Genomic DNA, 21,683 nt, shown 5'->3' on the forward strand with positions numbered 1-21,683 from the left:
CCAGCCGGCTATTTCTTCGCCACCGCGCCGGTCGCGAGCTGGACCCGCAGCTCCTTCAGCCTGGACTTCAGCCGGCGCTCGTTGACCGGTCCCATGCGCACCAGCATCTTCTGTCCGGCGGAGAGCGCCTCCAGTTTCGGGTCGACGAACTCGTAGCTGATCCAGGGATGCTGCGAGGCCATCTCGCCCTTCACTTCGGTGAGCTTCACCTGCACCGGTCCGGCGGGTTCGGGCGCCTGCAGCAGATGGTCGATCACGGCCACCAGCCGGTCGTTGAAATACTTGCCCGGGTAGCCCAGCTCCTCGTAGGCCTGCTGGAACAGCGGATAGAACCTGGCATAGAGCGCCACCGCCCGGGCCGTGTCCACCGACTCGGCGAACAGCACGAACGGCGTGTAGCGGCTGGCATTGTCCGCGCCGATGGTCTTCAGCTCGCCGGCGCCCTGCACCTCGAAGGACTTGGGCGCCCGTTGCGCCGGCCACATGCGCGCAGGCGCCTGCGCCCGCGGCAGGTTGTCGACGGTGGCGACGAAGCGGCGCACGAAGCCACCGGTCTCGAGGAAGGCGCCGACCGACTTCTTCCCGAGCAGCTCGTTGAGCGCCGCGGTGACGCGGCCGTCGGCGTCGTTGAGCGCGGGCAGCGCGGCCTCGGGCTCGGCCAGCGCGTCGACCGGATTCTGCGGGCCGACCGCCACCGGAGGGGGCGTGTCGGCCGGCGCGGCCGCTGGCGGTGGCGCGCTGGCGACGGGTGGTGCCGGCGGCGCCTCCTTCTGCAGCGACCAGCGCCACCAGCCGAAGGCGGCCGCGAGGATCACGGCAACGACAATCACCAGGGTCCACACCGAAGACTCGCGTGCTGGCCTGAATTCTGCTGGGTCCCGTTCGGGCATGGTGGAATCCTCTCTTTCAAATGCGGGCAATGCGTGGAGTCCATTGGAAACCACGCCGGTGCTTCCTGCCGTAACGCCCTGTGAGCGTCAAGGAATCCGAATGAACATCGACTTCTCCACCCTGACCGAGTACCAGCGCTACAAGCTCATGGCGAGCCTGATCGTGCCACGGCCGATCGCGCTGGTCACCACGCTCGGCGAGGACGGCATCGTCAATGCCGCGCCCTTCAGCATGTTCAACATGCTCGGCGAGGAACCGCCGATCGTGATGATCAGCGTCAACCGGCTGCAGGACGGCGTGCTCAAGGACACTGCGGCCAACATCGCACGCACCGGCGAGTTCGTGATCCACCTGGCCGACGAGGACATCGCCGAGCGGATGCACCGCTGCGGCGAGCGCCACCCGCCGCACGTGAGCGAGCTCGACGTGGTCGGCTTCACCACGCTGCCCAGCGAAGCGGTCAAGCCGCCGCGCATCGCCGAGGCCCCGGTCGCCTTCGAATGCACGCTCTGGGAGACGCTCGAAACCGAAAGCCGGCAGATCTTCATCGGCCAGGTGCGCTGGATGCACGCGCGCGACGAACTGATCGACACCGAGACCTGGCGCGTGCGCCTGCAGCACTACTTTCCGGTCGGCCGCTTCGGCGCGAGCTTCTACGTGAAGACGCGCGAGCGCTATGCCCTGGCGGCCCAGGACGAGGTGCGGAGCACGCAGATCGACGAGATGTAGCGCGGCTCAGGCCAGCTGGACGACGTGCGCCTGCTGCGCGTCGACACGTCCGCCATGCAGATCGGCGATGACCTGCTGCGCGGCTTCGAAGCCCTGGCTTTGCGCCAGCGCCATCCAGCGATTGCCCGGGCGGCTGAGTTCGGCGATGAAGCGGGCCTGCGCCTCGTTGAAGCGCCGGTTCACTTCCTGCGGCCCCCAGTCGGCATTGCGCTTGCGAATCTGCACCGGCGCGAAGTAGAGCAAGGGCTTGGGTCCCGGCAGCGGCGTTTCGGCGAGGAAGGCGGTCTTCTGCGCCGAGCCGGCGTAGCAGTCGTAGACCAGCGCCGCGCCGAAATGGCGATGGATGGTCGCGCGCAGCTCGTCGTCACCCGAGAAGTCGACGTACAGCGTCGGCACGTCGGCAGGCAGCACGCTCGCGCCGGCGTAGGGCAGCACCTGGTCGTAGCAGCGCAGGTTCTCGACGAAGCCACGGTTGCGCTCCGAGGTCAGCGCAATCAGGCTCAGGCCCTTGCGCTGGCCGAGGCAGAAGGCGGTGCCGTAGGCCGTCTTGCTCGAGGCACTGGAGACGACCACCTGGCTGGCACCGAAGAAGGCGTTGTCCTCCAGGAAGTCCGCCAGCATGAACGAGGTGATGAAGAGCGGACGCACCAGCATCTGGTAGTTCTCGAGGGCCTGCGCATAGCCGGCGTCGCGGCTGCAGCGCATGTACTGGTTGTAGGCCGAGACCAGTTCGCTGCGGTGCGGCACCCCGTCATAGAAGCCGCGCTCGGTCACGCGCACCGGCGTCATGCGCAGGTGGCTGGCGATCGGGAAGTAGCCGTAGAAGCGTTCGCCGACCTCGACGCCTTCGACGGTCGACGCAACCACATCGGCGAAGCCCCAGGCCGGCATGTGGCCCCAGTCCTCGTCGCCGGTCGGAAAGAAGGACCAGTACTTCATCATCGCGTCGCCGAAGGCCGCGTAAGTGATGTTGTTGGTGGTCAGGGCAAAGCGGTCGATGCGCATCAGCACCTCGCCGTCGGCCAGCGCGCCAGCGTCTTGCGCGCTGCGAAGGCGCGTGGTGCCCAGCGCGTCCTTGCGAGTCTCGAGACGGGTTAAAGTGAAAGCGTCGCTCATGTCTTGTCCCAGGTGATTCGGGGGTCGACCCCCTTGCCAAAAAATGTACCGCCGCCCATCCACCAGCGGGTTCGGAAAAACGACGGAGACCACTCCGGCTCGCTCCAAGCCGCTGAAACGCCCGACGCAGGCCCGCGCCAAGTTCACCGTGCAGGCCATCTACGACGCGTTTGTTCGGATTTGGAATGCCGAGGGCTGGGACGGCGTGACGACCCGCGCCGTGGCGCTCGAAACCGGCATCGCCGTCGGCACGCTGTATGACTACTTCCCGGACAAGGAAGCGCTGTTGTCGGGCTACGTGCGCCATTGCATCGAGGCCTTGCTGCGGCGGCTCGACACCGACGCCGTCGCGCCGCCGGCCGCGGAACTGCCCGCACGCGAGCGTCTGGGGCGGCTGGTGCGCATCACCTGCGACAGCGGACTCGAAGGACTGCCGGCCTTCGACCGCGGCATGCTGCTGCTGGTGCACCGCGTGGCCGAGCCCAAGCACCATCAACGCGTGTACGACGAACTGGCAATCCGGTGGCACCAGGCCTTCGCCGCCTGCACCGACCTGCCCCGGCCAGCGCGACCCGCGACGATCCAGGCCTTGCTGACCGCAGCCTGGGGCGGGCGGCGCTATCGCCTTCTCTTGCGGCCCGATCCGGCGGACGACGCCGGCTGGGTCGCCGAGATGGAGTCGCTCGTGCTGCACCGCGTCGCGCTGTCGGAGCCCGCGCACGGTTGACGAGTTCGTCGACGTGCGGGTGGTCGGTGCGGGCCTGTCCGGGCTCAGTGGGCGTGCCAGAGCGCCGCGAAGAAATGGCAGACACTGCCGGCCAGCACGAACAGGTGCCAGACGAAATGCGCGAAGCGCACCTTGGAGTCGAACAGGAAGACGACGGCGCCGGCCGTGTAGGCAAGGCCTCCGACGACCAGCCACATGAGGCCGGTGGCCGACATGCGTTCGTACAGCGGCACGGCCGCGATGACGGCCATCCAGCCCATCGCCACATACAAGCCGGTCGACCACAGCGGATGCCGCAGGCGATTGAACAGCTTGGCAGCAACGCCCAGCGCGGCGGCACACCAGACGGCGCCGAACAAGGCCCAGCCCGACGGGCCGCGCAAAATCCCGAGCAGGAACGGCATGTAGCTGCCGGCGATGAACAGATAGATCGCCGCGTGGTCCACCCGGTTGAGCCAGAGCTTCGCGCGCCCGACCGGCAGCGCGTGGTACAGGGTGGAGATCAGGTACATGAGGATCATCGTCCCCGCAAACAGGCTGGCGCCGACCACCGCTGCCGCGCTGCCTTGCCGCGAGGCGCTGTAGACCAGGATCGGCAGCGAGGCGATGGCAAGCATCAGCCCGAGGCCATGGCTCAGCGCGTTCATTAGTTCCTCTATGGGCGTCTGGTCGCGATCGGCTAGCGCTCGGGCGGGTCGTCTGCGGGAAAGCGAGGCGGATGCGTGGGTCATTCGGGTCCCTTCGATGGGTCCGATGTCGACCTGACGGACCCCGTGCTGATTTCAAGGCATGGAGCGCCGAATATGCCTGCAAGAAAAGCTCGGGCTTGGGCGAAGTCGCCGAGATTTCGGTGGGACGTTTCCGATTTCCGACAGACGCCGGAAGCAAAAGAAAGGCCAAAAAAAAAAGAGGCCGAAGCCTCTTTTTTCTGGGTGCGCATGGACTTCGCTGAAAAATCCAGGTCACCCCAATTGGAGCGGGAGAAGAGTCTCGAACTCTCGACCTCAACCTTGGCAAGGTTGCGCTCTACCAACTGAGCTACTCCCGCGAAGCCTTCGATTATAGAGCATTTTTTTCGACTTCTTCGCCGGCCGGCAAATGAATGAGTCCGGTGCGCAGATCGAACTCGAACACCTCGCCATAGCGCCCCCATTCGATCGCGGTCCGCAGCACCCGCTCGGCGGTCGCCCGGTCCAGGCTCTCCTCGAGCAGATCGAGGAACGGTTCCTGCGGCAACTCGCCCGCCGGCGCCTGCTCCAGGCTATGGCGGATGTGCGCCGCGAGCGGCACGTGCGCCAGCAGTTGCTGGCCCAGCAGCTGCTGGCGCAGCGTGTGCGCGCCGGCCACATAGTGGCGCCCCAGCTCCGACAGATGCAGGTCGGCGTCCGCCAGTTGGGCGAAGCCCAGCATCGACAGGGCCTGCGCCAGCGGCAGCAGTTCGTGGTCGGTGAGCTCGGCCTCCTCCGCGAGCTGCGGCAGGTCGGCGCGGCCGTCTTCCACCAGCATCTCGAGCAAGGCCTCCATGCGGCCGATGTCGGCATCGGGCAGGCGATCGCCCAGGTGCATGCGCACCGGCTCCTCGGGCGCACGGCCGGCCATCGGCGCGCCGGCGGTCATCAGCGCGTAGGCCTCGTCGATCAGCGCCCTCACCTCCAGGCTGTCGGCATCGCGCGGTCGCGCAAGCCGGATCGGCAGCTCGGCGCGCACACGCCCCGGGTCGGCCGCGAAGATCAGTACGCGGTCGGCCATCAGCACGGCCTCCTCGATGTTGTGCGAGACGATCAGCATCGCCTTGGTCGGCATCTCGCCGCTGCCCCAGAGTCGCAGGATGTCGTCGCGCAGGCGTTCGCCAGTGAGCACGTCCAGCGCCGAGAAAGCCTCGTCCATCAGCAGCACCTCGGGCTCGACCACCAGCGCGCGCGCGATGCCCACGCGCTGTCGCATGCCGCCCGACAGTTCGCGCGGCAAGGCACCCTCGAAACCCGCCAGGCCGATCAGCTCGATCGCGGCATTCGCGCGCCGGGCCCGCTCCGCCGGCGCAACGCCGCGCGCCTCCAGTCCCAGCTCGACGTTCTGCTGCACCGTGAGCCAGGGAAAGAGCGCGAAGGACTGGAACACCATCGCAATGCCGCGCGCCGGCCCATAGAGCGGCTGGCCGCGGTAGCGCACGCTGCCGGCGTCGACGCCGATCAGGCCCGCAAGGATGCGCAGCAGCGTCGACTTGCCCGAGCCCGACTGGCCCAGCAGCGCCACGATCTCGCCTTCGGCCAGGCGGAAGTCGACGCCTTCGAGCACCGAACGCGCGGCGCCGTCGGCCGAGCGAAAGGACTTGCCCACGCCCTTCAATTCAACGATGGCTTCGGCCATGGGCCCTCCTGGCAGGTTCGTCATCAAAAATGCATCCTGTTCTCGGCCAGTTCGTAGAGGCGGCGCCACACGAAGTGGTTCATGCCCATCACGAACACGCACATCACGCCGATGCCCAGCGCGATGCGCGGAAAGTCGCCGATGGCGGTCATGTGGGCGATGTAGCTGCCCAGCCCCGCGGCCTGCAGCGTGGTGTCGCCCCAGGTCACGTACTCGGCCACGATGCTCGCGTTCCAGGAGCCGCCGCTGGCCGTGATGGCCCCCGTGACGAAGCTCGGGAACACGGCCGGCAGCAGGTAGCGCCGCCAGCGCAGCCACCCGCCGAGCCCGAGGTTGCTCGCCGCGTAGCGCAGCTCGGTCGGCACGGTCGACGCGCCGGCGATCACGTTGAAGAGCAGGTACCACTGCGTGCCCAGCACCATCAGCGGCGCCAGCCAGATGTTCGGATTGAGCTGCCAGCGCACGATGAACAGCACCGCCACCGGGAACATCAGGTTGGCCGGAAACGCCGCCATGAACTGGGCCACGCCCTGCAGCCGCCCGGCCCAGCGCGGGTTCATGCCGATCCAGATGCCGATCGGCACCCAGACCAGCGCGGCCAGCGCGATCAGCACCACCACGCGGATCATCGTGTAGAGGCCCAGCACGAACACATGGCGGACCTCGGACCAGCCGACCTCGGTGTGGATGAAGCGCACCAGCCACACCACGGCGAGCAGGACCGCCGCCGCGAGCGCGGCGTCCCACGCGCGCGCCATGGCCGGGTTCGGCGAGCGTGGCCGGGCCTTGATCGAGGTGCCGTCATGGTCGCGCCGGAACAGCACCAGCGTGCGCTCGAGCAGCCGCGCCGCGCCGGTCATGGCCAGCTTGATGCGCTCGGTGCGGCGCAGCCAGGTGAGCAGCCAGGAGCGCGGCGCGTCCTCGCTGCTGCCCTCCTCGAAGCGGAACTTGTCGGCCCAGGCGATCAGGGGGCGGAAGAACAATTGGTCGTAGAGCGTGATGCCGATCAGCATGCCGCCGATGGCCCAGCCGATGGCGCCGAGGTCGCGCGCCTGGATCGCCATCGCGATGTAGGAGCCCACGCCGGGCAGCATGATGCTCTGGTTGGAGACCGAGATCGCCTCGGAGGCGACCACGAAGAACCAGCCGCCGGACATCGACATCATCATGTTCCACAGCAGCCCGGGCATCGCGAACGGCAGCTCGAGCCGCCAGAAGCGATGCCAGGCCGAGAGCTGGAACACCGAGGCTGCCTCGCGCAGCTCCGACGGCACGGTACGCAGCGACTGGTAGAGGCTGAACGCCATGTTCCAGGCCTGCGAGGTGAAGATGGCGAAGATCGCGGCGCACTCGACGCCGAGCAGGTTGCCCGGGAACAGCGCGATGAAGCCGGTCACCGTGATCGACAGGAAGCCCAGGATCGGGATCGACTGCAGGATGTCGAGCATCGGCACCAGCACCTTCTCGGCGGCGCGGTAGCGGGTCGCCAGCACCGCGAAGACGCAGCTGAACAGCAGCGACGCCGCGAGTGCCAGGAACATGCGCAGCGTGGTGCGCAGCAGGTAGTACGGCAGCATCCACGGATCGAGGCTGATCGGCAGCGGTTGCCCGAGCTCGTAGGGCCGCGCCATCTGGGCGCCGCCGAAGGCCAGCGCGAACAGCGCCGCCAGCACCAGCGGCAGCAGCGCCCAGTCCCAGCGATTGCCGCCGGACGCGACGGCCTGGCGCGGGAAGAAGCGTTTGTCGAGCATGGGCGGAGGCGATGGGTTCGATGCACGGACCCGGTCCGCGGCGCGGGCGCCATTGTGCCTTTCCAACCGGACGCTGGGCTGACTCACGCAGCCCCACGCGCCGTCTTCGCGTACTACAGTGGAAAGGCGTCCAGCCCGCGCTGCCCCTCGGCACCCTGCACCGGCGTGTGGGCCACGTTCATGATCCAGCAGACCATCGTGAAATAGCCCACCAGGGCGCTGAGCTCGACCACCGTCGCCTTGCCGAAGAGCGCCTCGGCCGCTGCATAGGTCGGCTCGCTGACGCCGTGGTGCTGCAGCAGTTCGAGCGCGAAGTCGAGCGCGAGCTGCTCATCCTGCGCCAACGGCTGGGCCCGACGTCCGAGCCGCAAGGCCTCGACGGCCTCGGCGCTGACTCCGGCCTTGACCGCCGCCGCCGCATGCAGGACCCATTCGAACTGGTTGCCGACGTGGCGCGCGACCGCGCAGGTCACCAGCTCGCGCACGCGGGCGTCCAGCGCACTGTCGAAGCGCAGGTACTCGCCGAGGCTGCCGATGCGCTCCATCAGCACCGGGCTCTGCAGCAGCGGCACGAAGGGGCCGAAGACGGCCTTGCGAGGCCCGTCGATCAGGGCCTGGGCGGCGGCGCGCTGCGCGTGCGTCATCGCGTCGGCGGCGGGCATCGGGAGGCGTTCGGCCCAGGGATCGGTATGGCCTTGCTGGAACATGATGGGTCTCTTTCGGTTAGTTCAGATCGGTTTTTACCAGCCACGCCGCGCTGACCAGCAAGGCCACCGCGCCGACGGCCAGCGCGACAAACAAGCCGCCGAAGCCCTGCGACGTCCCGCTCAGGGTCGAGGACAGCATCGGGCCGGCCATCTGGCCGATCGCGAAGGCGGCCGTCATGCGGCCGAGCGCGCGCGTCGGGTCGCCGACAGTGCGCGCCCTGGCCTCCTGCATGCCGGCCATGGTCGCGACCATGAAGGTGCCGCCCACCAGCACCGCGGCCGCCAGGACGGTGATCGCCGACAGATGCAGCAGCGGCAGCAGGCAGCCGGCGGCCATGAGCACGTGGCTGCCGGCCAGCACCCGCCGCCGCGACACGCGGCCCAGCGCCATGCTCGCGAACCACGTGGACGCGGCGGCCGCAGCGCCGAACACCGGCCAGGCGGCGCCGAACACCGAAGGGTCGTCGACCACGGCGCGCGCGAGCACCGGAAGGAAGGTGGCCGGCAGGATGTAGCCGAAGCCGAGGGCGCCGTAGCAGATCACGAGGCCCCATGGGGTGCCCGCGGCGCCTGGCGACGCGGCTGCGGCCGTCGATACCGGCAACGCAATCGCGCCGGGTGCAGCCTCGCGCGGCATCAGCAGCGCGACGACGAACAGGCCCGCCAATGCGAGCGCACCCAACTGCAGCCAGAGCCCGTCGGCCGCGACGCCGCCAGCGCCGGCGCGCCAGCAATGGAGGCCCGCGATCGCGATGCCCACGCCGACGCCCGCATAGAGAAGGCCCGCCCCGGACGGCCGCTCGAAGCGGGCGAGCCAGGCCAGGCACCAGACGCTGGTGCTCACCAGCGCCCAGGCGCTGGCCGCGCCGGCGACGAAGCGCAGCACCAGCCAGATCGGCAACGACGCCGTCAGGCCCATGGCGGCCGTCGACAGGACGATCGCCGCGAGCGCCACGAGCCCGATTCGCTGCGGCGTCAACGGGATGCGCACGGTCGTCAGTGCGCCGAGCAGATAGCCCGCATAGTTGGCCGCTGCGAGCCAGCCGCCGGCCGCCACATCGACGCTGCCGGCGCGGATCATCAGGGGCAGCATCGGCGTGAAGGCAAAGCGCCCGATGCCCATCGCGACGGCCAATGCCAGCAGCCCCGCGATGCAGGTGGCGACAAAGGAGGGCCGGGCGACGGCGATGGAAGGGTTCGACATGAGCCCCGATTGGACGCAGAATTCGCCAACGCCACAAATGAATTATTCAGAACATTCATTCTTCAAATGAGAACCATCGATCTCGACTCCCTGGAGATCTTCCGCACCGTCGTTGCCGAGGGCGGCGTGATCCGTGCGGCCGACAAGCTCCATCGCGTGCAGTCGAATGTCACGACCCGCATCCAGCAGCTCGAAGGCCGGCTGGGCCAGAAGCTGTTCCATCGCCAGGGCCGCACGCTTGCGCTCGCGCCCGCGGGCGCCAAGCTGTTGCCCTACGCCGAGCGCCTGCTGCGCCTGGCCGACGAAGCCGAGAGCGAGCTGCGCAGCGCAATGCCCGTCGGAACCTTCAGGCTCGGCTCGCTCGAAAGCACGGCCGGCAGCCGGCTCGCGCCGCTACTGTCGCGCTTCCACAAGCTCTATCCCGGCGTCGTGGTCGAGCTGGTCACGGGAACGACGGGCGCATTGCTGAAGCGGGTGAATGCCTTCGAGGTCGAGGCCGCGTTCGTGTCCCAGCCCTTCTCGGCACCGGGGCTCGAAACGATGGCGGTCTTCGAGGAAGAACTGGTGCTGGTCACGGCGCGCAGCGTGGCCTCGGTCTCCGGGCCCGGCGATCTGGCCGACGCCACGCTGATCGCGTTCGCCCAGGGCTGCTCCTATCGGCGGCTGCTCGAGCAATGGCTCGGCAAGGGCGGCGCGGCGCCCGTGCGTTCGCTGGAGTTCTCTTCCTACCAGGCGATGATCGCCTGCGTGGCCGCGGGCACGGGCTTCGCCATCGTGCCGGTGTCGGTGCTCAAGGCGCTGCGCGCGACCGCCGATGTTCGCCAGCACGCGCTGCCGGAGCGCATCCGCAGCAATCGCACGCATCTCGTGTGGCACGGCACGCCGTCGGTGGCGCTGGCGCGGCTGATCGAGATGTTGGGCAAGCCCTGACGGACGGTCGCGACCTCAACCCGCGAAAGCCCCTGCATCGTAGGCGGCGCAGAACACCTTCCAGTCGCCGTCGACCTCGGCCGCGCAATGGCGCGCGACCTCCATGAGCTGGCGGCGCCATTTGCGGCCCTGTGCGAAATCGATCAGCTCGTCGGCGTTGGCCGAACCGCTGCGCCCGCTGCTGCGCAACTGCGCCCATGCCAGGCACTGCGCCATCACGGTCACCAGGTGTTCCAGTCGCGCCTGCGGATGCCGGATGCCTGTGCCGGCGAGCGTCACCCGGTCTTCGCTGGGCTGCAGGGCGCGCAGCACGTAGGGGATCCCGCCCATGTGCACCGGATGCAGGAAGGCCATCGCGATCGCCTGCATCCGCCGCTGCACCGTCACCACGCGCTGCGCCTCGTCGGTCCAGGCCGGCTGCTTCAGGGGCACGCGCGGCAACGGCGATGCGGGCAGGGCCTGCTTCAGGTCGAGCAGGTAGTTGCCGTCGGGCGAGCCCTTGCCGTGCACCAGGACGATGTAGCGATCCACGCCCAGGCTGCCGTTGCCGGCGATCCGGCGCGCCACGTCCAGCACCTCGAAGAAGCGCGGCACCGGCTGCTGCGCGGCGAAGTCGGCAACGAAGGTCTTCACCGCTGCATGCTGCTCCGGTGCGGCGGCCAGGGCCTTGCGACCGTCGATGCGGATCCGGCGGCGACGGCCTTGCAGCACGGTGCGGGTGTCGAGAAAGGTGGGCCGGCTGCGCTGACGCACCGCCTGCAGCAGGTCGCTGACCGGCGGCATGGCGGTCTCGCGCTCGACCCATCGCGGCTTGCCGTCGACCAGCGTGCGTGCATAGACGTCCAGGAACAAGTCGCACAGGTGCGGCGGCACGGCCGGGTCGCGATGCAGCGAGCTGCCCGCGACGAGGATGCTGGTCAGGCCGCGCACCGGGTCCCAGGTGAGCGGCGCCAGCAGCGCCTCGTCGAAGTCGTTGAGGTCGAAGTACACCTGCCGGTTGTCGCCCTTGTAGCTGCCGAAGTTCTCCAGGTGCAGGTCGCCGCAGGCCCAGGCGGCCGGCGCCTTGCGCATCACCGGCGCCAGCGGCAGCCGGGCATAGAAAAGATGGCAGGTGGCCCGCAGGAACACGAAAGGATCGCTGCGCATCCTGCGGTACTTGAGCGCCAACCGTTCGGGCTCGCGGTCCGCATTGAAGTTGCGAATCTGCTTGACGATGTTCATCGAGCACCTCGGCTGCACCGAGGCCGGTGCACATCGGCAATATCCTAAGCGCACCGGTCGACCGGCAGGGCGCGCGGGTCAGCGTCCGGTCAGACCAGGCCCAGTTCCTTCGCCGCCACGCCCCCGAACACCCGATCGAGCTGGGCCGCCGTGAGCCCGTACATGCGCGCGAACATGCCGCCGAACACCGCGCGGTATTCGTTGAGCACCGGGTAGTCGCGGTTCTGGAAAAGACGCGCTTGCGAGACCTCCACCTGCTCCCCGACGATGCGCCCGCCGGCCTGCGCGGCCAGTCCGCCGCCGAGCACCCAGTAGACGGTGCCGTGCCCATGGTCGGTGCCGCGGCTGCCGTTCTCGCGGAAGGTGCGGCCGAACTCGCTGATGACCACCACCACGGTGTCGCGCCAGGCGTCGTCGCCCATTTCGGTGGCGAAGCCCGCCAAGCCGCGGCCCAGTTCCTCGAGCCGGTTCGCGAGGTAGCCGGTGGCACCGCCCTGCCCCACGTGCGTGTCCCAGCCGCCGACGTCGACGAAGCCCAGGTCGAAGCGCTCGCGCATCAGTCGCGCCATGCGGCGGGCGACGAGTTCGAAGCCCCTGGCGGTCATCGCGTTGCGGCTCGCGGCGTCCAGCTCGGCCTGCACAGCGCGCCGCACCTCGTCGCGCACTTCGAAGCCTTCTCTCACCGGCTGCGCGAGCGCGGTGTTGCGGTACATCGCCTGGATCACCTGGCTCTGGCGCTCGTCGATGCCCTGCCGGGCGACGGCAGCCAGCGCCATGTTGGCGGCCTTGGCGTCGCCGCGCAGCGAGAGCGGCAACCGGTCGGTGAAGGCGATCGGCGCCACATCGGCCAGCGGACCGGCGCCGAGCACGAGGGCCAGCCGATTGAGGAAGCCCGAGCGGTAGTCGCGGCGCTGGTCGAGCGCCTGGCCCAGTTCGATCGAATCCTGGGTCTCGAAGTGGCTGCGCGTGAGGTCGTCGGTGCCCGCGAACGGGATGAAGGCGAGCTGCTTTCTTTGGACCATCGGCATCAGGCTCGCGGCCAACGCCGGATGCAGGGACCAGTGGGCGTCGAGGGCCAGCGCGCCGTTGGGCTCGCCAGGCCGTGCGATGGCGATGTTGGGGCGCGCGGCGTAATAGAAGTCGCTCGCGGTCGGCACCAGCACACTGGCGCAGTCGTAGGCACCGCGCAGAAACACCACCAGCAGTTTCGCGCTGCCGGCCGCCGGCGCGGCGAGCAGCCGGCCGGCCGCGCCGGCGAGCGGCGCGGCAGCCAGCAGTCTGACGAGGTCACGGCGTTGCATGGACGGTCCTTCTTCAACGGTGCATGAGTTCGGGCGAAGCCAGCAGGAAGGTGTTCCAGTCCTGCGGCGACCTGGCCTGGGCCAATGCGTCGCGCGTGTCGACGCCGAAACCCGGCAGGCTCGCGCGCACGGTGCGCGAATCGGCCAGCTGCGGAAACGCGGGTTGCTCCAGCGCGGCGCGGTCGTCGGTCCGGAGCAGCACCGCGCCGTTGGCGCCGATGGCGCGCGCGATCTCGAAGCGTGTGCTCATCTGGCCCGCGCTGGCCCAGGCATCCTGCGTCAGCGGATAGCCGTCGGGCGTCTCGTGGCCATAGAGCGGCTCGCCCATGCGATTCATCCAGCCGAGCATCGGATTCACATTGCCGACCACGCGAGCGTCGTAGGCCAGCCGCACGCTGGCGATCACGTAGTGCACCGGGTCACGGAACTTGTGGCCGAGCGAGGCCGCGAACTCGGGCGATTCGAACATCGTCTGCAGCGTCGCGGCGATATCGCCGTCGGTGCGGCCGAAGGTGTCGGCCATGCGCGCCACCAGCGCCGGCGACGGTTCGTCGGCGACGAAATAGACCGCCAGCTTGCCCGAGATGAAGCGCGCCGCCGCGGGCGAACGCGCCAGCCGGTCGAGGGCCTCGTCGACCTCGGCCAGGCCGTGCTGCGTCATGGGCCGCCCCAGGAGGGTCTTGGCACCGTAGTCGTGCCGGTTCGGATTGAATTCGAACAGGCCCTGCTGCACGTAGTCGCCGCGCAAGGCCGGCCGGACGGCGAGCGGCGGCGCATCGGGCGCGCGCACCCGGATGCCGACGCCGGTCAGCACCCGGGCGAGCTCCTGAACGTCGCCCTGCGAATAGCCGCTGCCGACGCCCAGCGTGTGGAGCTCCATCAGCTCCCGCGCATAGTTCTCGTTGATGCGGTTGGCCGCGTTCCGGGCATTGTCCAGGTAGCTCAGCATCGCAGGGTGGTGCAGCGTGGCGCCGAGCAAGTCACGGAACTTGCCGAGCGCATGCGGCCGGATCGCCGTCTCCTCATAGTCGCCCACCAGCGCGCGCAGGTTGTTCTTGCGCGCATCGACGTTGAAGTGGTTGACCCAGAACCAGGTCATCTGCTCCTGCAACTGGTTCGGCGAATAGAGCGCACGCAGCACGAAGCGCTGGCGCGCCTCCTGTGCAAGCTGCGTGAGCTGCTGCTGGTAGGCCTTTCGCGCTTCCTTCTTCTGTTCTTCGTCGGCCAGGGCATCGGCGGCGCGCCGCTGCGCATCGAGCGTCACGACCAGCTGCTCGACCGGCGTCCGGGAGATCGCCATGGCGTCGATCCGAGCCTGCGCCTCGGCCGGCAGCACCGCCGGCTGCGGGTGCAGCTGCGTTTGCAGCCATGCGGGCAAGCCTTCGCGCGCCAGCTGCTGGGCGCTGCTTGCATTGGCGCCCCAGCTCACGCGCTCCAGCCAGCGCAGCTGCGTGGCTTCATCGAGGGCAGACACCTTGGGCGGCGGCCTCCAGCCGCCCGGTGCCGCGCACGAGCCCAGCAACAAGACGCCCGACAGCAGGAGCGCGGATGCGGCGGCGGATCGGGCGGATCGGTGGGTCGTCATCCAGGCTCCTTGCCTTCGAGTGGGTGGGGCTGCTCCACTCAATCGCCCGGCCCGCCCGGCGGTTGACGTACTTTACTTCCGCCTCAAGCGAGGGAGGTCGCGGCCGGCGCCGCACCGGCGATCTGCCGCAGCGCGCGCTCGAAGACCTCCACCGGCTGGCCGCCCGAGATCAGGTGCTTGTTGTCGATGATGATGGCCGGCACCGAATGGATGCCCGCATCGGTGTACAAGCGCTCGCGTTCGCGGGTTTCGGCCGCGTACTCGTCGCTCGCCAGGATGGCGCGCGCGCGCTGCGCATCGAGTCCGGATTCGGCGGCCAGGCGCACCAGCACGTCGGGGTCCGACGGGTTCTCGCCGTCGGTGTGGCAGGCCTTGAGCAGCGCCTTCTTGAGCGCCGCCTGCTTCGCCAGGTCTTCAAGCTCGGCCCAGTGCAGCAGCCGGTGCGCATCGAAGGTGTTGTAGACGCGCGAGCGCCCCCCTTCGCTGAAGGCGAATCCCACCGCCGCGCCGCGGGCGCGGATCGCGGCGCGGCCTTGCGCCTGCTGCTCGCGGGTCGAGCCGTACTTCTGGTTCAGGTGCTCGAACGCGTCCTGGCCTTCAGGCGGCATCTGCGGATTGAGCTCGAAGGGCTGGAAGTGCAGCTCGGCCGTGACGTCGGGCGCCACGTTCTTCAGGGCGGCTTCGAGGGCGCCGAGGCCGACGGCGCACCAGGGGCAGGAGACGTCTGAAACGAAATCGATCTTGAGCCGGGAGGTCATGGTGGAGGGTCCGAGGGATGAAGCAGCACCGGATGATGGGGTCGGCGGGGCATCTTTCAACCGCACCGCCCCCAATTCCCCCACTTCCGTTGCAGTCGTCAGAGGCTGCGCCAGAAATCGAGCAGCAACTGCGTGAATTCCACCGGCCGCTCGACCGCGCTCAGATGCGCCGCGTCGATGGTCGCCAGGCGCGCGCCCGGAATGGCCGCCACCATCGCCTCGGACATCAAAGGCGGCGTGGCCTCGTCGCGGCTGCCCGCGATCACCAGCGTGGGTACCGCGATGCGGCGGTTGCTGTCGCGGAAGTCGATGCCCGCCACGGCGTCGCAGCTCGCGATGTAGCCGGCCGCGTCGGTGCGCACCAGCGTCTCCTGCAACTGCCGCGCCGCAACGGCGCCCTCGGGCGTGGAAACGAATTCGGGCGTCAGCCAGCGCGCCATCGCACCCGGCGCGATCGCCGCCACGCCCTCCGCCTGCACGGTCTGCACGCGGGCCCGCCACGGTGCGGCATCGGGATAGTGGGCGGCCGAGTTGGCGATCACCAGCGTTTTCAGGAGCTCCGGCCGCCTCGACGCCAGCGCCTGCGCGGTCATGCCGCCCATCGAAATGCCGACGAAATGCACCGGCTCGCCCTCCGCCTCGCGCTCGATCAGCGCGGCCGCATCGTCGGCCAGGACCTGCAGCGTGAGCGGCCCGGCGACCACTTCGGAGCTGCCGTGGTTGCGGTGGTCGTAGCGCAGCACCGTGTGGGCACGGGCAAGCAGCGAGGCGACGCCGTCCCACATGTGCAGGTCGCAGCCCAGCGCATGGCTCAGCACGACGATCGGGCCACCGCCCTCGCGAACGACATTCAAACGGGTCATGGTGTTTCCTTTCCTGGATGGGACGGCGGCAGGCGCGGCAGCCAGACGAACGCGATCAGCACCAGCGCGACGCCGGCCAACGCCATCGGCAGCACCATCGGCCAGGCACCGTGGCTGAATTCGGGGTCGACGAAGCCGGCCGCGATCTGCCCGAGGGTGAACGCAGCCGCCATCATCGCAAAACCCGACCACGACACCGCCCGCCCGGCCAGATGTGGCAGGTCGCCGACCGCCCCGGCCTGGCCGCAAGGCTGGTGGATGCCATGGCCGACGCAATAGATGGCATGGCCCAGCAGCAGCGGCCAGGCCGACATCGGCGCCAGCCAGCAACCCAGCGCCTGCACCAGCGGCCCGGCCAGGCTCAGCTGGGAGCCGAGTTGCACCGCGCGCACCGCACCCCTGCGCTTCAGCAGGCGGCGGCACAGCGTGGTGCTGAAGATGTAGACCAGCGAGCCGCCGGCCGGAATCCAGCCGTACATGGCCGGCGAGAGCCCGAGATAGCTGATGTAGACCATCGGCGACAGCAGCAGGAAGCAGAACAGCCCGCCGTAGGTGGCCGCGGCCAGGGAAGCCCAGGCCCTGAAACTGCGGCTCGCGAAGACCTCGCGCAGGCTGCCTGCAGGTGCCGCCGGGTCGGTCGCGCGCACCCGGGTTTCATCGAAGCCGCGCAGGCACAGCAGCCACAGCACCAGCGCATAGGCCGCCATGCCGGCCAGCACCCAGCGCCAGCCCGCCGACTGCACCGTGTAGGCGCCCAGCACGGGTGCGAGCAACCCGACCACGCCGAGCCCGGTCAGGCCGCGCGCCATGACGTGGGGGCCCTCGTGCGCCGGAAAGAGATCGCGCACCGCGGCCCGGGCACAGACCAGGATGGCGGCCATCGAGAATCCCTGCAGCGCCCGGCAGGCCACCAGCATCGGAATGCCGGTCGAGAGCGCGCAGCCCAGGGCCGCCAGCGCATAGCACGCGAGACCGGTGAGCAGCACCGGCCGGCGCCCGAAACGGTCCGACAGCGGACCGCACGGCAATTGCCCGAAGCCGAAGGCGAGCACGAAGACCGTGAGGCTGGCGCTGGCCGACCCCAGTTCGCGCGCGATGGCGGGCAGCGCCGGAAGATAGCTGTCGGTGGCGACCGGCTGCGCGGCCAGCAGCAAGGGCAGCAGCAGCACGAAGGAGATGCCGCGGCGCGCGGCAACCCCGCTCACTGGAGCGCGCCCGGGTTGGTGAGGAATCCTTCGAAGAGGCTCATGAGGAGGGTTCGATCAGTAGGCCAGCGTCGCCACGGCCCGCAGGTCCTCCGGCGTGGCGGTGCCGAAACCGAAGAATTCCAGATAGGCCGGGATCATCTCGAACAACATGTCGGTGCCGACCTGCACCGCGCAGCCCTTGTCGCGCACCGCGCGCAGCAGCGGCGTGTATTCGCTCTTCATCACCACCTCGCCGACGAAGGTGGACGGCGCGATGCGCTCGACGTCGAAGGGCAGCGGATCGCCCTCCTTCATGCCGAGCGGCGTCGCATTGACCACCAGGTCGCGGCCGGCCGGGTCGTTGGAGCCGGTGGTCACGGCAAGCCGGGGATAGTGCGCGCGCAAGCGCCCCGCGAGCGCCTCCGACGATGCGGCGTGGCTGTCGTAGAGCGCGATCTCGGCCACGCCGGCCGCCGCCAGCGAGGCCGCGATCGCGGAACCGACGCCGCCGCTGCCCGACACCAGCACCCGCGCACCTTCGAGCGCGCGGCCCTTGCGCTGCACGCCGCGCACGAAGCCGGCGCCGTCGAACTGGTCGCCCAGCAGCGTGCCGTCGGGGCGCTTGAGGATCGCATTGCAGGCGCCGGCGATCTTCGCGGTCGGCGTCGCCTCGTCGACCAGCGACAGGGTCGTGATCTTGTGCGGCATCGTGACCAGGGCGCCGCGGATGTTCGTCAGCTTGAACAGCGAGGCCAGCACGCCCGCGTAGCCCTCGGCCTGGACGCCCATCGGCATCACGACGGCGTCGATGCCCTGCTGGTCGAACCAGGGGTTGTAGATCATCGGGGCCTTGAAGCTCTCGGTCGGGTAGCCCAGGTGGGCGATCAGGATGGTCTTGCCGGAAATCATGGGGGAGTCGTCCTTGGAAAGGCCGGCTGGGTGCCGGCCACATGCGATTCGCTGATCCAGCGCGCGCTCTTCATCGCGCGCTGGCCGACCACCATCGGGTCGGAATTGACGTAGTCGTCGTTGAACACCTCGAAGGTGTAGTGGCCGCGGTAGCCCTTGTCCTCGAGCAGTTGCACGAGGTCGCGCACGTCGTGCAGGCCCTCTCCCGGGAACAGGCGCTGGTGGCGCGCCAGCTCGATCATGTCGGCCTGGCGGTCGCTGTACTCGAAGAAGTAGTCGGCCAGCTGCACGAGGAATATCTTCTCGATCGGGACCTCGGCGAGCTGCGCCAGGGTCTCGCCGGTGTCGTCGCCATGCACCGACATGTGGAAGAAGTCGAGGTTGAGGCCGACGTTCTCGCGGTCGCAGCGGCGCACGATGTCCCAGGCCTGGTGCCAGCGGTTCACATGGCGCCCCCAGGAGAGCGCCTCGTAGCAGATGCGGATGCCCATCGGCGTGGCCAGCGTGGCGAGTGTGCGCAGGTCTTCGGCGGCGCGCTCGGGGTCGTCGATCGCGAGCGGCGAAGTGGTCGAGCAGCACAGCAGGAGGTCGCTGCCGACCAGCGCCATCTGGCGCAGTTGCTCGCGCGCCATCTCGAGCCGGTGCGGGCGCATGGCGTCGGGCGCGCATTCGAAATCGCGCAGCGGCTGGAAGTCGGTGACCTTGAGGCCGCTGTGCTTCACCAGCTGCGCCGCCTTCTCGACGCCGGCCGGATGGTTGATCAGGTCGCGCGCCCACAGCTCCACGCCCGCGAAGCCGGCCGCCTTCATGCACTCGAGCTTGTGGCCGAGCTCGCCGCCCATGGTGACGGTGTTGAAGCCGAAGCGGTCGAGGGCGATGGCCATGGGGATCCCGAGGGGTGAGGAAAGGAAGGCCCGGCGCTCAGGCCACGTTCGCGGACTGGTAGCGCAAGGGGTTGCGGATCTCGCCGGCCATCGCCGCGGGATAGATCAGCTCGCGCAGGAAGTCGGCGTCCTCGCGCAGCCCGTCGGCCGCATCGCGGTGGCCGAAGAAATCGAGGTAGTGCGGCATCTGCTGCACCAGCATCTCGAAGCCGGCCTGCGCATGGAGTCCCCGCGCGCGCGCGGCGCGCACCAGCGGCGTGGGCTGGTTGCGCAGCAGGATGTCGAACAGCGCCGCGTGCGGCTCCATGCGGGCCACGTCGACCGGCAGCGCATCGTCGGGCTTCAGCCCGAGCGAGGTGGCGTTGATCACCAGGTCGTAGCCGGCCGGGTCGCTGCTGTCGACCGCCACCGTGGTGGCGTCGAAGAAGGCGTCGAGCTGGGCCGCGACGCCGGCCGCCTTGCCGGCCACGATGTCATGGAAGGCAATGTGTTCGGCACCGTTGACCGTGCCGCCTTCGGCCAGCGCGACGCCGATCGCCGCCGCGCTGACGCCGGCGCCGAGGATCAGCACCCGCTTGCCGCGGAACGGGATGTTGCAGCGGTCGAGCGCGCCCAGCAGGCCCTCGCCGTCGAACAGGTCGCCCTCGAGCTCGCCGTTGTCGATGCGGCGCACCACGTTCACCGACCCGGCCACGCGGCCGAACAGGCCGCAGCCGTCGAGCAGGTCGACCAGCAGCGGCTTGTGCGGCGGCGCGATCGCCATGCCGCGCACGTTCTTCGCGAGGAAGGCGGCCTTGACGAACACCGCGAGGTCGCGCTTGGCCACCTGCACCGGCACCATCACGGCATCGATGCCGAAACGCTCGAACACCGCGTTGAACATGCGCGGCAGGCGCACGTTCGTGACCGGGTCTCCGGGGAGCAGGTAGACGGAGGTGCTGCCGACGATGGAAGGGAACATGGCTCTGGATCCTCGCTTCGGATGACTCGACTATCGCGCGATTCCGCCGAAGTGTCATCGCTGTGGAGAGGCACTTAGGCCGGCGCCGGGCCGCCCCAAGGCGGCCTGCGGCCCCCTCGGGGGGCAGCGACCCACACGCAGTGGGGGAGCGTGGGGGCACTCAAGCCGCCGCCCTCGCGATCTTCGCATCCGCCAGCGTCTTGGCGCGCATCCGCTCGTAGTCCGGCTTCGGCACCGGCACCGCATCGGGATTGCCCAGGTCGTTCATGTGGACCCGATAGGTCTCCCGTGCGCTCAGCACCGCCAGCGCCGAGATGATCGTGATGCCGAAGGTCAGCGCGCCGATGGTCAGCGGGATGTTGGTCGAGCCGGGAGGCGCCACGGCGACGAACAGCGCGGGCAGCAGCGCCGTGATGGTGGTGCCGATGTTCTGCGAGATCGCCATCGCCGAGCAGCGCGTGCGGGTCGGGAACAGCTCCGGGTAGAAGCTCGGGAAGACCGCGTTGTAGCCCTGGTAGACGATGCCCCACATCAGCAGCGACATGCCGATCGCCAGCGGCACGTTGTGGATGCTGATCGCGTAGAGGTAACCGAAGGACAGCAGCCCGGCGCCGAGCGCGCCGATCACGATCGGCGGCTTGCGCCCGACCTTGTCCGACAGGTTGCCGACGAAGGGAATCACGACCACGGCCAGGATGTTGCCGAGCACCGGAATCCACAGGTAGACGTCCTTCTGGAAGCCGATGCCGTAGGCCGGCTGCACCGCGTAGGCAGCGCCGAACACCGTGGCCACCACCGGGATCACGTTCATGAGCGCCGCGCAGACCACGCGCAGCATGTCGCGCCAGCTGTTGGTGAAGGCCTGGATGATCGGCGCCTTCGGCAGCGCCTGCTGCTGGTCGACCTGGGCGAAGGCCGGCGTCTCGTCGACCTCGCGGCGGATGATGTAGCCGGCGACGATCACGATGAAGCTCAGCAGGAACGGGATGCGCCAGCCCCACGACAGGAAGGCTTCCTCCGGCATGAAGTGCGCGAGCGGGAGAAACACCGCGGCGGCCATGATCTGGCCGGCCTGCACGCCCTGCAGGCTGAAGCTCGCGAAGAAGCCGCGGCGCCCGAAGGGCGCGTGCTCGAGGATCATCGAGCTGGCCCCGGCGATCTCGCCGGCCACCGCGAAGCCCTGGATCAGGCGCAGCACCACCAGCAGCGCCGGCGCCCACAGGCCGACCTGCGCGTAGGTCGGCAGCAGACCGACCGCAATGGTCGAGAAGCCCATCAGGAACATGCAAAGCAGCAGCACGTGCTTGCGCCCGCGGGTGTCGCCCCAGTGGCCGAGCACGAAGGCGCCGATCGGCCGCGCCACGTAGCCCACGCCGTAGGTCGCGAGCGAGGCGATGATCGCGATCCGCGGATTGCCCGAGGGGAAGAAGATCTGCGGGAAGATCAGCGACGCCGCCGTGGCGTAGATGAAGAAGTCGTAGTACTCCAGCGCCGAACCGATCCAGCCGCTGGCCGCGGCCTTTCTCGACTGGTGCCTGCCTTGCGGCTCGTGGTCCTTGGGATTGCTCATTTGTCTCTCCTGTGGGTAGGGT

Annotated in this window: 20 protein-coding genes and 1 tRNA gene; 3 read left to right on the forward strand and 18 right to left on the reverse strand. The window is 69.2% G+C overall.

Going from position 1 to position 21,683, the window contains the following annotated elements; all coding sequences use genetic code 11:
• Positions 1–8: 8 nt before the first annotated feature.
• Positions 9–890 (reverse strand): DUF3014 domain-containing protein, encoded by an 882-nt coding sequence (locus AB4Z46_RS05650; protein WP_442282491.1) that lies wholly within the window; start codon positions 888–890, stop codon positions 9–11.
• Between the two features lie 100 nt (positions 891–990).
• Between AB4Z46_RS05650 and AB4Z46_RS05655 the strand changes: the two genes are divergently transcribed.
• Positions 991–1,620 carry a flavin reductase family protein gene (locus tag AB4Z46_RS05655; RefSeq protein ID WP_442282492.1) on the forward strand — a complete coding sequence of 210 codons (630 nt, stop codon included), beginning with the start codon at positions 991–993 and terminating at the stop codon, positions 1,618–1,620.
• Between the two features lie 6 nt (positions 1,621–1,626).
• Here AB4Z46_RS05655 and AB4Z46_RS05660 read toward each other — a convergent pair whose 3' ends face one another.
• A complete protein-coding gene (locus tag AB4Z46_RS05660; RefSeq protein WP_442282493.1) occupies positions 1,627–2,736 on the reverse strand; it encodes a DUF2855 family protein in 1,110 nt (369 codons plus the stop codon).
• Positions 2,737–2,779: 43 nt separating this feature from the next.
• Between AB4Z46_RS05660 and AB4Z46_RS05665 the strand changes: the two genes are divergently transcribed.
• Positions 2,780–3,463 (forward strand): TetR/AcrR family transcriptional regulator, encoded by a 684-nt coding sequence (locus AB4Z46_RS05665; RefSeq protein WP_442282494.1) that lies wholly within the window; start codon positions 2,780–2,782, stop codon positions 3,461–3,463.
• A 44-nt stretch (positions 3,464–3,507) separates the two neighbouring features.
• Here AB4Z46_RS05665 and trhA read toward each other — a convergent pair whose 3' ends face one another.
• From trhA to AB4Z46_RS05695, 6 genes are all read right to left on the reverse strand, one after another.
• A complete protein-coding gene (gene trhA / locus AB4Z46_RS05670) occupies positions 3,508–4,110 on the reverse strand; it encodes a PAQR family membrane homeostasis protein TrhA (RefSeq protein ID WP_442282495.1) in 603 nt (200 codons plus the stop codon).
• A 325-nt stretch (positions 4,111–4,435) separates the two neighbouring features.
• Positions 4,436–4,511: transfer RNA gene (locus tag AB4Z46_RS05675), tRNA-Gly, on the reverse strand.
• A gap of 11 nt (positions 4,512–4,522) precedes the next feature.
• Positions 4,523–5,830, reverse strand: a complete 1,308-nt coding sequence (locus AB4Z46_RS05680; RefSeq protein ID WP_442282496.1) for an ABC transporter ATP-binding protein — start codon at positions 5,828–5,830, stop codon at positions 4,523–4,525.
• 23 nt (positions 5,831–5,853) lie between these two features.
• The gene (locus AB4Z46_RS05685) at positions 5,854–7,581 is read right to left on the reverse strand and encodes an ABC transporter permease (protein ID WP_442282497.1); all 1,728 of its coding nucleotides are present in this window, start codon (positions 7,579–7,581) and stop codon (positions 5,854–5,856) included.
• A gap of 113 nt (positions 7,582–7,694) precedes the next feature.
• A complete protein-coding gene (locus AB4Z46_RS05690; RefSeq protein ID WP_442282498.1) occupies positions 7,695–8,288 on the reverse strand; it encodes a carboxymuconolactone decarboxylase family protein in 594 nt (197 codons plus the stop codon).
• A 16-nt stretch (positions 8,289–8,304) separates the two neighbouring features.
• Positions 8,305–9,492, reverse strand: coding sequence for a YbfB/YjiJ family MFS transporter (locus AB4Z46_RS05695; RefSeq protein ID WP_442282499.1), 1,188 nt, complete (start codon positions 9,490–9,492; stop codon positions 8,305–8,307).
• Positions 9,493–9,558: 66 nt separating this feature from the next.
• Between AB4Z46_RS05695 and AB4Z46_RS05700 the strand changes: the two genes are divergently transcribed.
• Complete coding sequence (locus AB4Z46_RS05700) at positions 9,559–10,422, forward strand: LysR substrate-binding domain-containing protein (RefSeq protein ID WP_442282500.1); 864 nt, start codon at positions 9,559–9,561, stop codon at positions 10,420–10,422.
• Positions 10,423–10,437: 15 nt separating this feature from the next.
• On the opposite strand, the gene AB4Z46_RS05705 is transcribed toward AB4Z46_RS05700, so the two are convergent.
• The 10 genes from AB4Z46_RS05705 to AB4Z46_RS05750 all read right to left on the reverse strand — a co-directional run bounded on the left by AB4Z46_RS05705 (position 10,438) and on the right by AB4Z46_RS05750 (position 21,661).
• Positions 10,438–11,643, reverse strand: coding sequence for a DUF2252 domain-containing protein (locus AB4Z46_RS05705; RefSeq protein WP_442282501.1), 1,206 nt, complete (start codon positions 11,641–11,643; stop codon positions 10,438–10,440).
• Positions 11,644–11,732: 89 nt separating this feature from the next.
• The gene (locus tag AB4Z46_RS05710) at positions 11,733–12,944 is read right to left on the reverse strand and encodes a DUF1501 domain-containing protein (protein WP_442282502.1); all 1,212 of its coding nucleotides are present in this window, start codon (positions 12,942–12,944) and stop codon (positions 11,733–11,735) included.
• Between the two features lie 13 nt (positions 12,945–12,957).
• On the reverse strand, positions 12,958–14,529 hold the full coding sequence (locus AB4Z46_RS05715) for a DUF1800 domain-containing protein (protein WP_442282503.1): 1,572 nt from the start codon (positions 14,527–14,529) through the stop codon (positions 12,958–12,960).
• Positions 14,530–14,612: 83 nt separating this feature from the next.
• Complete coding sequence (locus AB4Z46_RS05720; protein WP_442282504.1) at positions 14,613–15,287, reverse strand: DsbA family oxidoreductase; 675 nt, start codon at positions 15,285–15,287, stop codon at positions 14,613–14,615.
• A 98-nt stretch (positions 15,288–15,385) separates the two neighbouring features.
• Positions 15,386–16,150, reverse strand: coding sequence for an alpha/beta fold hydrolase (locus tag AB4Z46_RS05725; protein ID WP_442282505.1), 765 nt, complete (start codon positions 16,148–16,150; stop codon positions 15,386–15,388).
• A complete protein-coding gene (locus tag AB4Z46_RS05730) occupies positions 16,147–17,355 on the reverse strand; it encodes a multidrug effflux MFS transporter (protein ID WP_442282506.1) in 1,209 nt (402 codons plus the stop codon). The genes AB4Z46_RS05725 and AB4Z46_RS05730 overlap by 4 nt, the downstream gene beginning before the upstream one ends.
• A 57-nt stretch (positions 17,356–17,412) precedes the next feature.
• On the reverse strand, positions 17,413–18,246 hold the full coding sequence (locus tag AB4Z46_RS05735) for a shikimate dehydrogenase family protein (RefSeq protein WP_442282507.1): 834 nt from the start codon (positions 18,244–18,246) through the stop codon (positions 17,413–17,415).
• Entirely contained in the window at positions 18,243–19,130 is an 888-nt protein-coding gene (locus tag AB4Z46_RS05740; protein ID WP_442282508.1) for a sugar phosphate isomerase/epimerase family protein, read from the reverse strand. The genes AB4Z46_RS05735 and AB4Z46_RS05740 overlap by 4 nt, the downstream gene beginning before the upstream one ends.
• Positions 19,131–19,167: 37 nt before the next feature.
• Positions 19,168–20,091: a shikimate dehydrogenase family protein gene (locus AB4Z46_RS05745; RefSeq protein ID WP_442282509.1), complete on the reverse strand. Its 924-nt coding sequence runs from the start codon at positions 20,089–20,091 to the stop codon at positions 19,168–19,170.
• Between the two features lie 160 nt (positions 20,092–20,251).
• Positions 20,252–21,661, reverse strand: a complete 1,410-nt coding sequence (locus tag AB4Z46_RS05750) for an MFS transporter (RefSeq protein ID WP_442282510.1) — start codon at positions 21,659–21,661, stop codon at positions 20,252–20,254.
• Positions 21,662–21,683 lie beyond the last annotated feature (22 nt).

The sequence above is a fragment of the Variovorax sp. M-6 genome, assembly GCF_052114385.1.
In the GTDB taxonomy this organism is placed as follows: domain Bacteria; phylum Pseudomonadota; class Gammaproteobacteria; order Burkholderiales; family Burkholderiaceae_C; genus Variovorax.

What these genes read in the sequence shown, in the direction of transcription:
- AB4Z46_RS05650 (WP_442282491.1), bottom strand. Translation starts at nt 890, where the DNA reads ATGCCCGAACGGGACCCAGCAGAATTCAGGCCAGCACGCGAGTCTTCG.
- AB4Z46_RS05655 (WP_442282492.1), top strand. Translation starts at nt 991, where the DNA reads ATGAACATCGACTTCTCCACCCTGACCGAGTACCAGCGCTACAAGCTC.
- AB4Z46_RS05660 (WP_442282493.1), bottom strand. Translation starts at nt 2,736, where the DNA reads ATGAGCGACGCTTTCACTTTAACCCGTCTCGAGACTCGCAAGGACGCG.
- AB4Z46_RS05665 (WP_442282494.1), top strand. Translation starts at nt 2,780, where the DNA reads ATGTACCGCCGCCCATCCACCAGCGGGTTCGGAAAAACGACGGAGACC.
- trhA (WP_442282495.1), bottom strand. Translation starts at nt 4,110, where the DNA reads ATGAACGCGCTGAGCCATGGCCTCGGGCTGATGCTTGCCATCGCCTCG.
- AB4Z46_RS05680 (WP_442282496.1), bottom strand. Translation starts at nt 5,830, where the DNA reads ATGGCCGAAGCCATCGTTGAATTGAAGGGCGTGGGCAAGTCCTTTCGC.
- AB4Z46_RS05685 (WP_442282497.1), bottom strand. Translation starts at nt 7,581, where the DNA reads ATGCTCGACAAACGCTTCTTCCCGCGCCAGGCCGTCGCGTCCGGCGGC.
- AB4Z46_RS05690 (WP_442282498.1), bottom strand. Translation starts at nt 8,288, where the DNA reads ATGTTCCAGCAAGGCCATACCGATCCCTGGGCCGAACGCCTCCCGATG.
- AB4Z46_RS05695 (WP_442282499.1), bottom strand. Translation starts at nt 9,492, where the DNA reads ATGTCGAACCCTTCCATCGCCGTCGCCCGGCCCTCCTTTGTCGCCACC.
- AB4Z46_RS05700 (WP_442282500.1), top strand. Translation starts at nt 9,559, where the DNA reads ATGAGAACCATCGATCTCGACTCCCTGGAGATCTTCCGCACCGTCGTT.
- AB4Z46_RS05705 (WP_442282501.1), bottom strand. Translation starts at nt 11,643, where the DNA reads ATGAACATCGTCAAGCAGATTCGCAACTTCAATGCGGACCGCGAGCCC.
- AB4Z46_RS05710 (WP_442282502.1), bottom strand. Translation starts at nt 12,944, where the DNA reads ATGCAACGCCGTGACCTCGTCAGACTGCTGGCTGCCGCGCCGCTCGCC.
- AB4Z46_RS05715 (WP_442282503.1), bottom strand. Translation starts at nt 14,529, where the DNA reads ATGACGACCCACCGATCCGCCCGATCCGCCGCCGCATCCGCGCTCCTG.
- AB4Z46_RS05720 (WP_442282504.1), bottom strand. Translation starts at nt 15,287, where the DNA reads ATGACCTCCCGGCTCAAGATCGATTTCGTTTCAGACGTCTCCTGCCCC.
- AB4Z46_RS05725 (WP_442282505.1), bottom strand. Translation starts at nt 16,150, where the DNA reads ATGACCCGTTTGAATGTCGTTCGCGAGGGCGGTGGCCCGATCGTCGTG.
- AB4Z46_RS05735 (WP_442282507.1), bottom strand. Translation starts at nt 18,246, where the DNA reads ATGATTTCCGGCAAGACCATCCTGATCGCCCACCTGGGCTACCCGACC.
- AB4Z46_RS05740 (WP_442282508.1), bottom strand. Translation starts at nt 19,130, where the DNA reads ATGGCCATCGCCCTCGACCGCTTCGGCTTCAACACCGTCACCATGGGC.
- AB4Z46_RS05745 (WP_442282509.1), bottom strand. Translation starts at nt 20,091, where the DNA reads ATGTTCCCTTCCATCGTCGGCAGCACCTCCGTCTACCTGCTCCCCGGA.
- AB4Z46_RS05750 (WP_442282510.1), bottom strand. Translation starts at nt 21,661, where the DNA reads ATGAGCAATCCCAAGGACCACGAGCCGCAAGGCAGGCACCAGTCGAGA.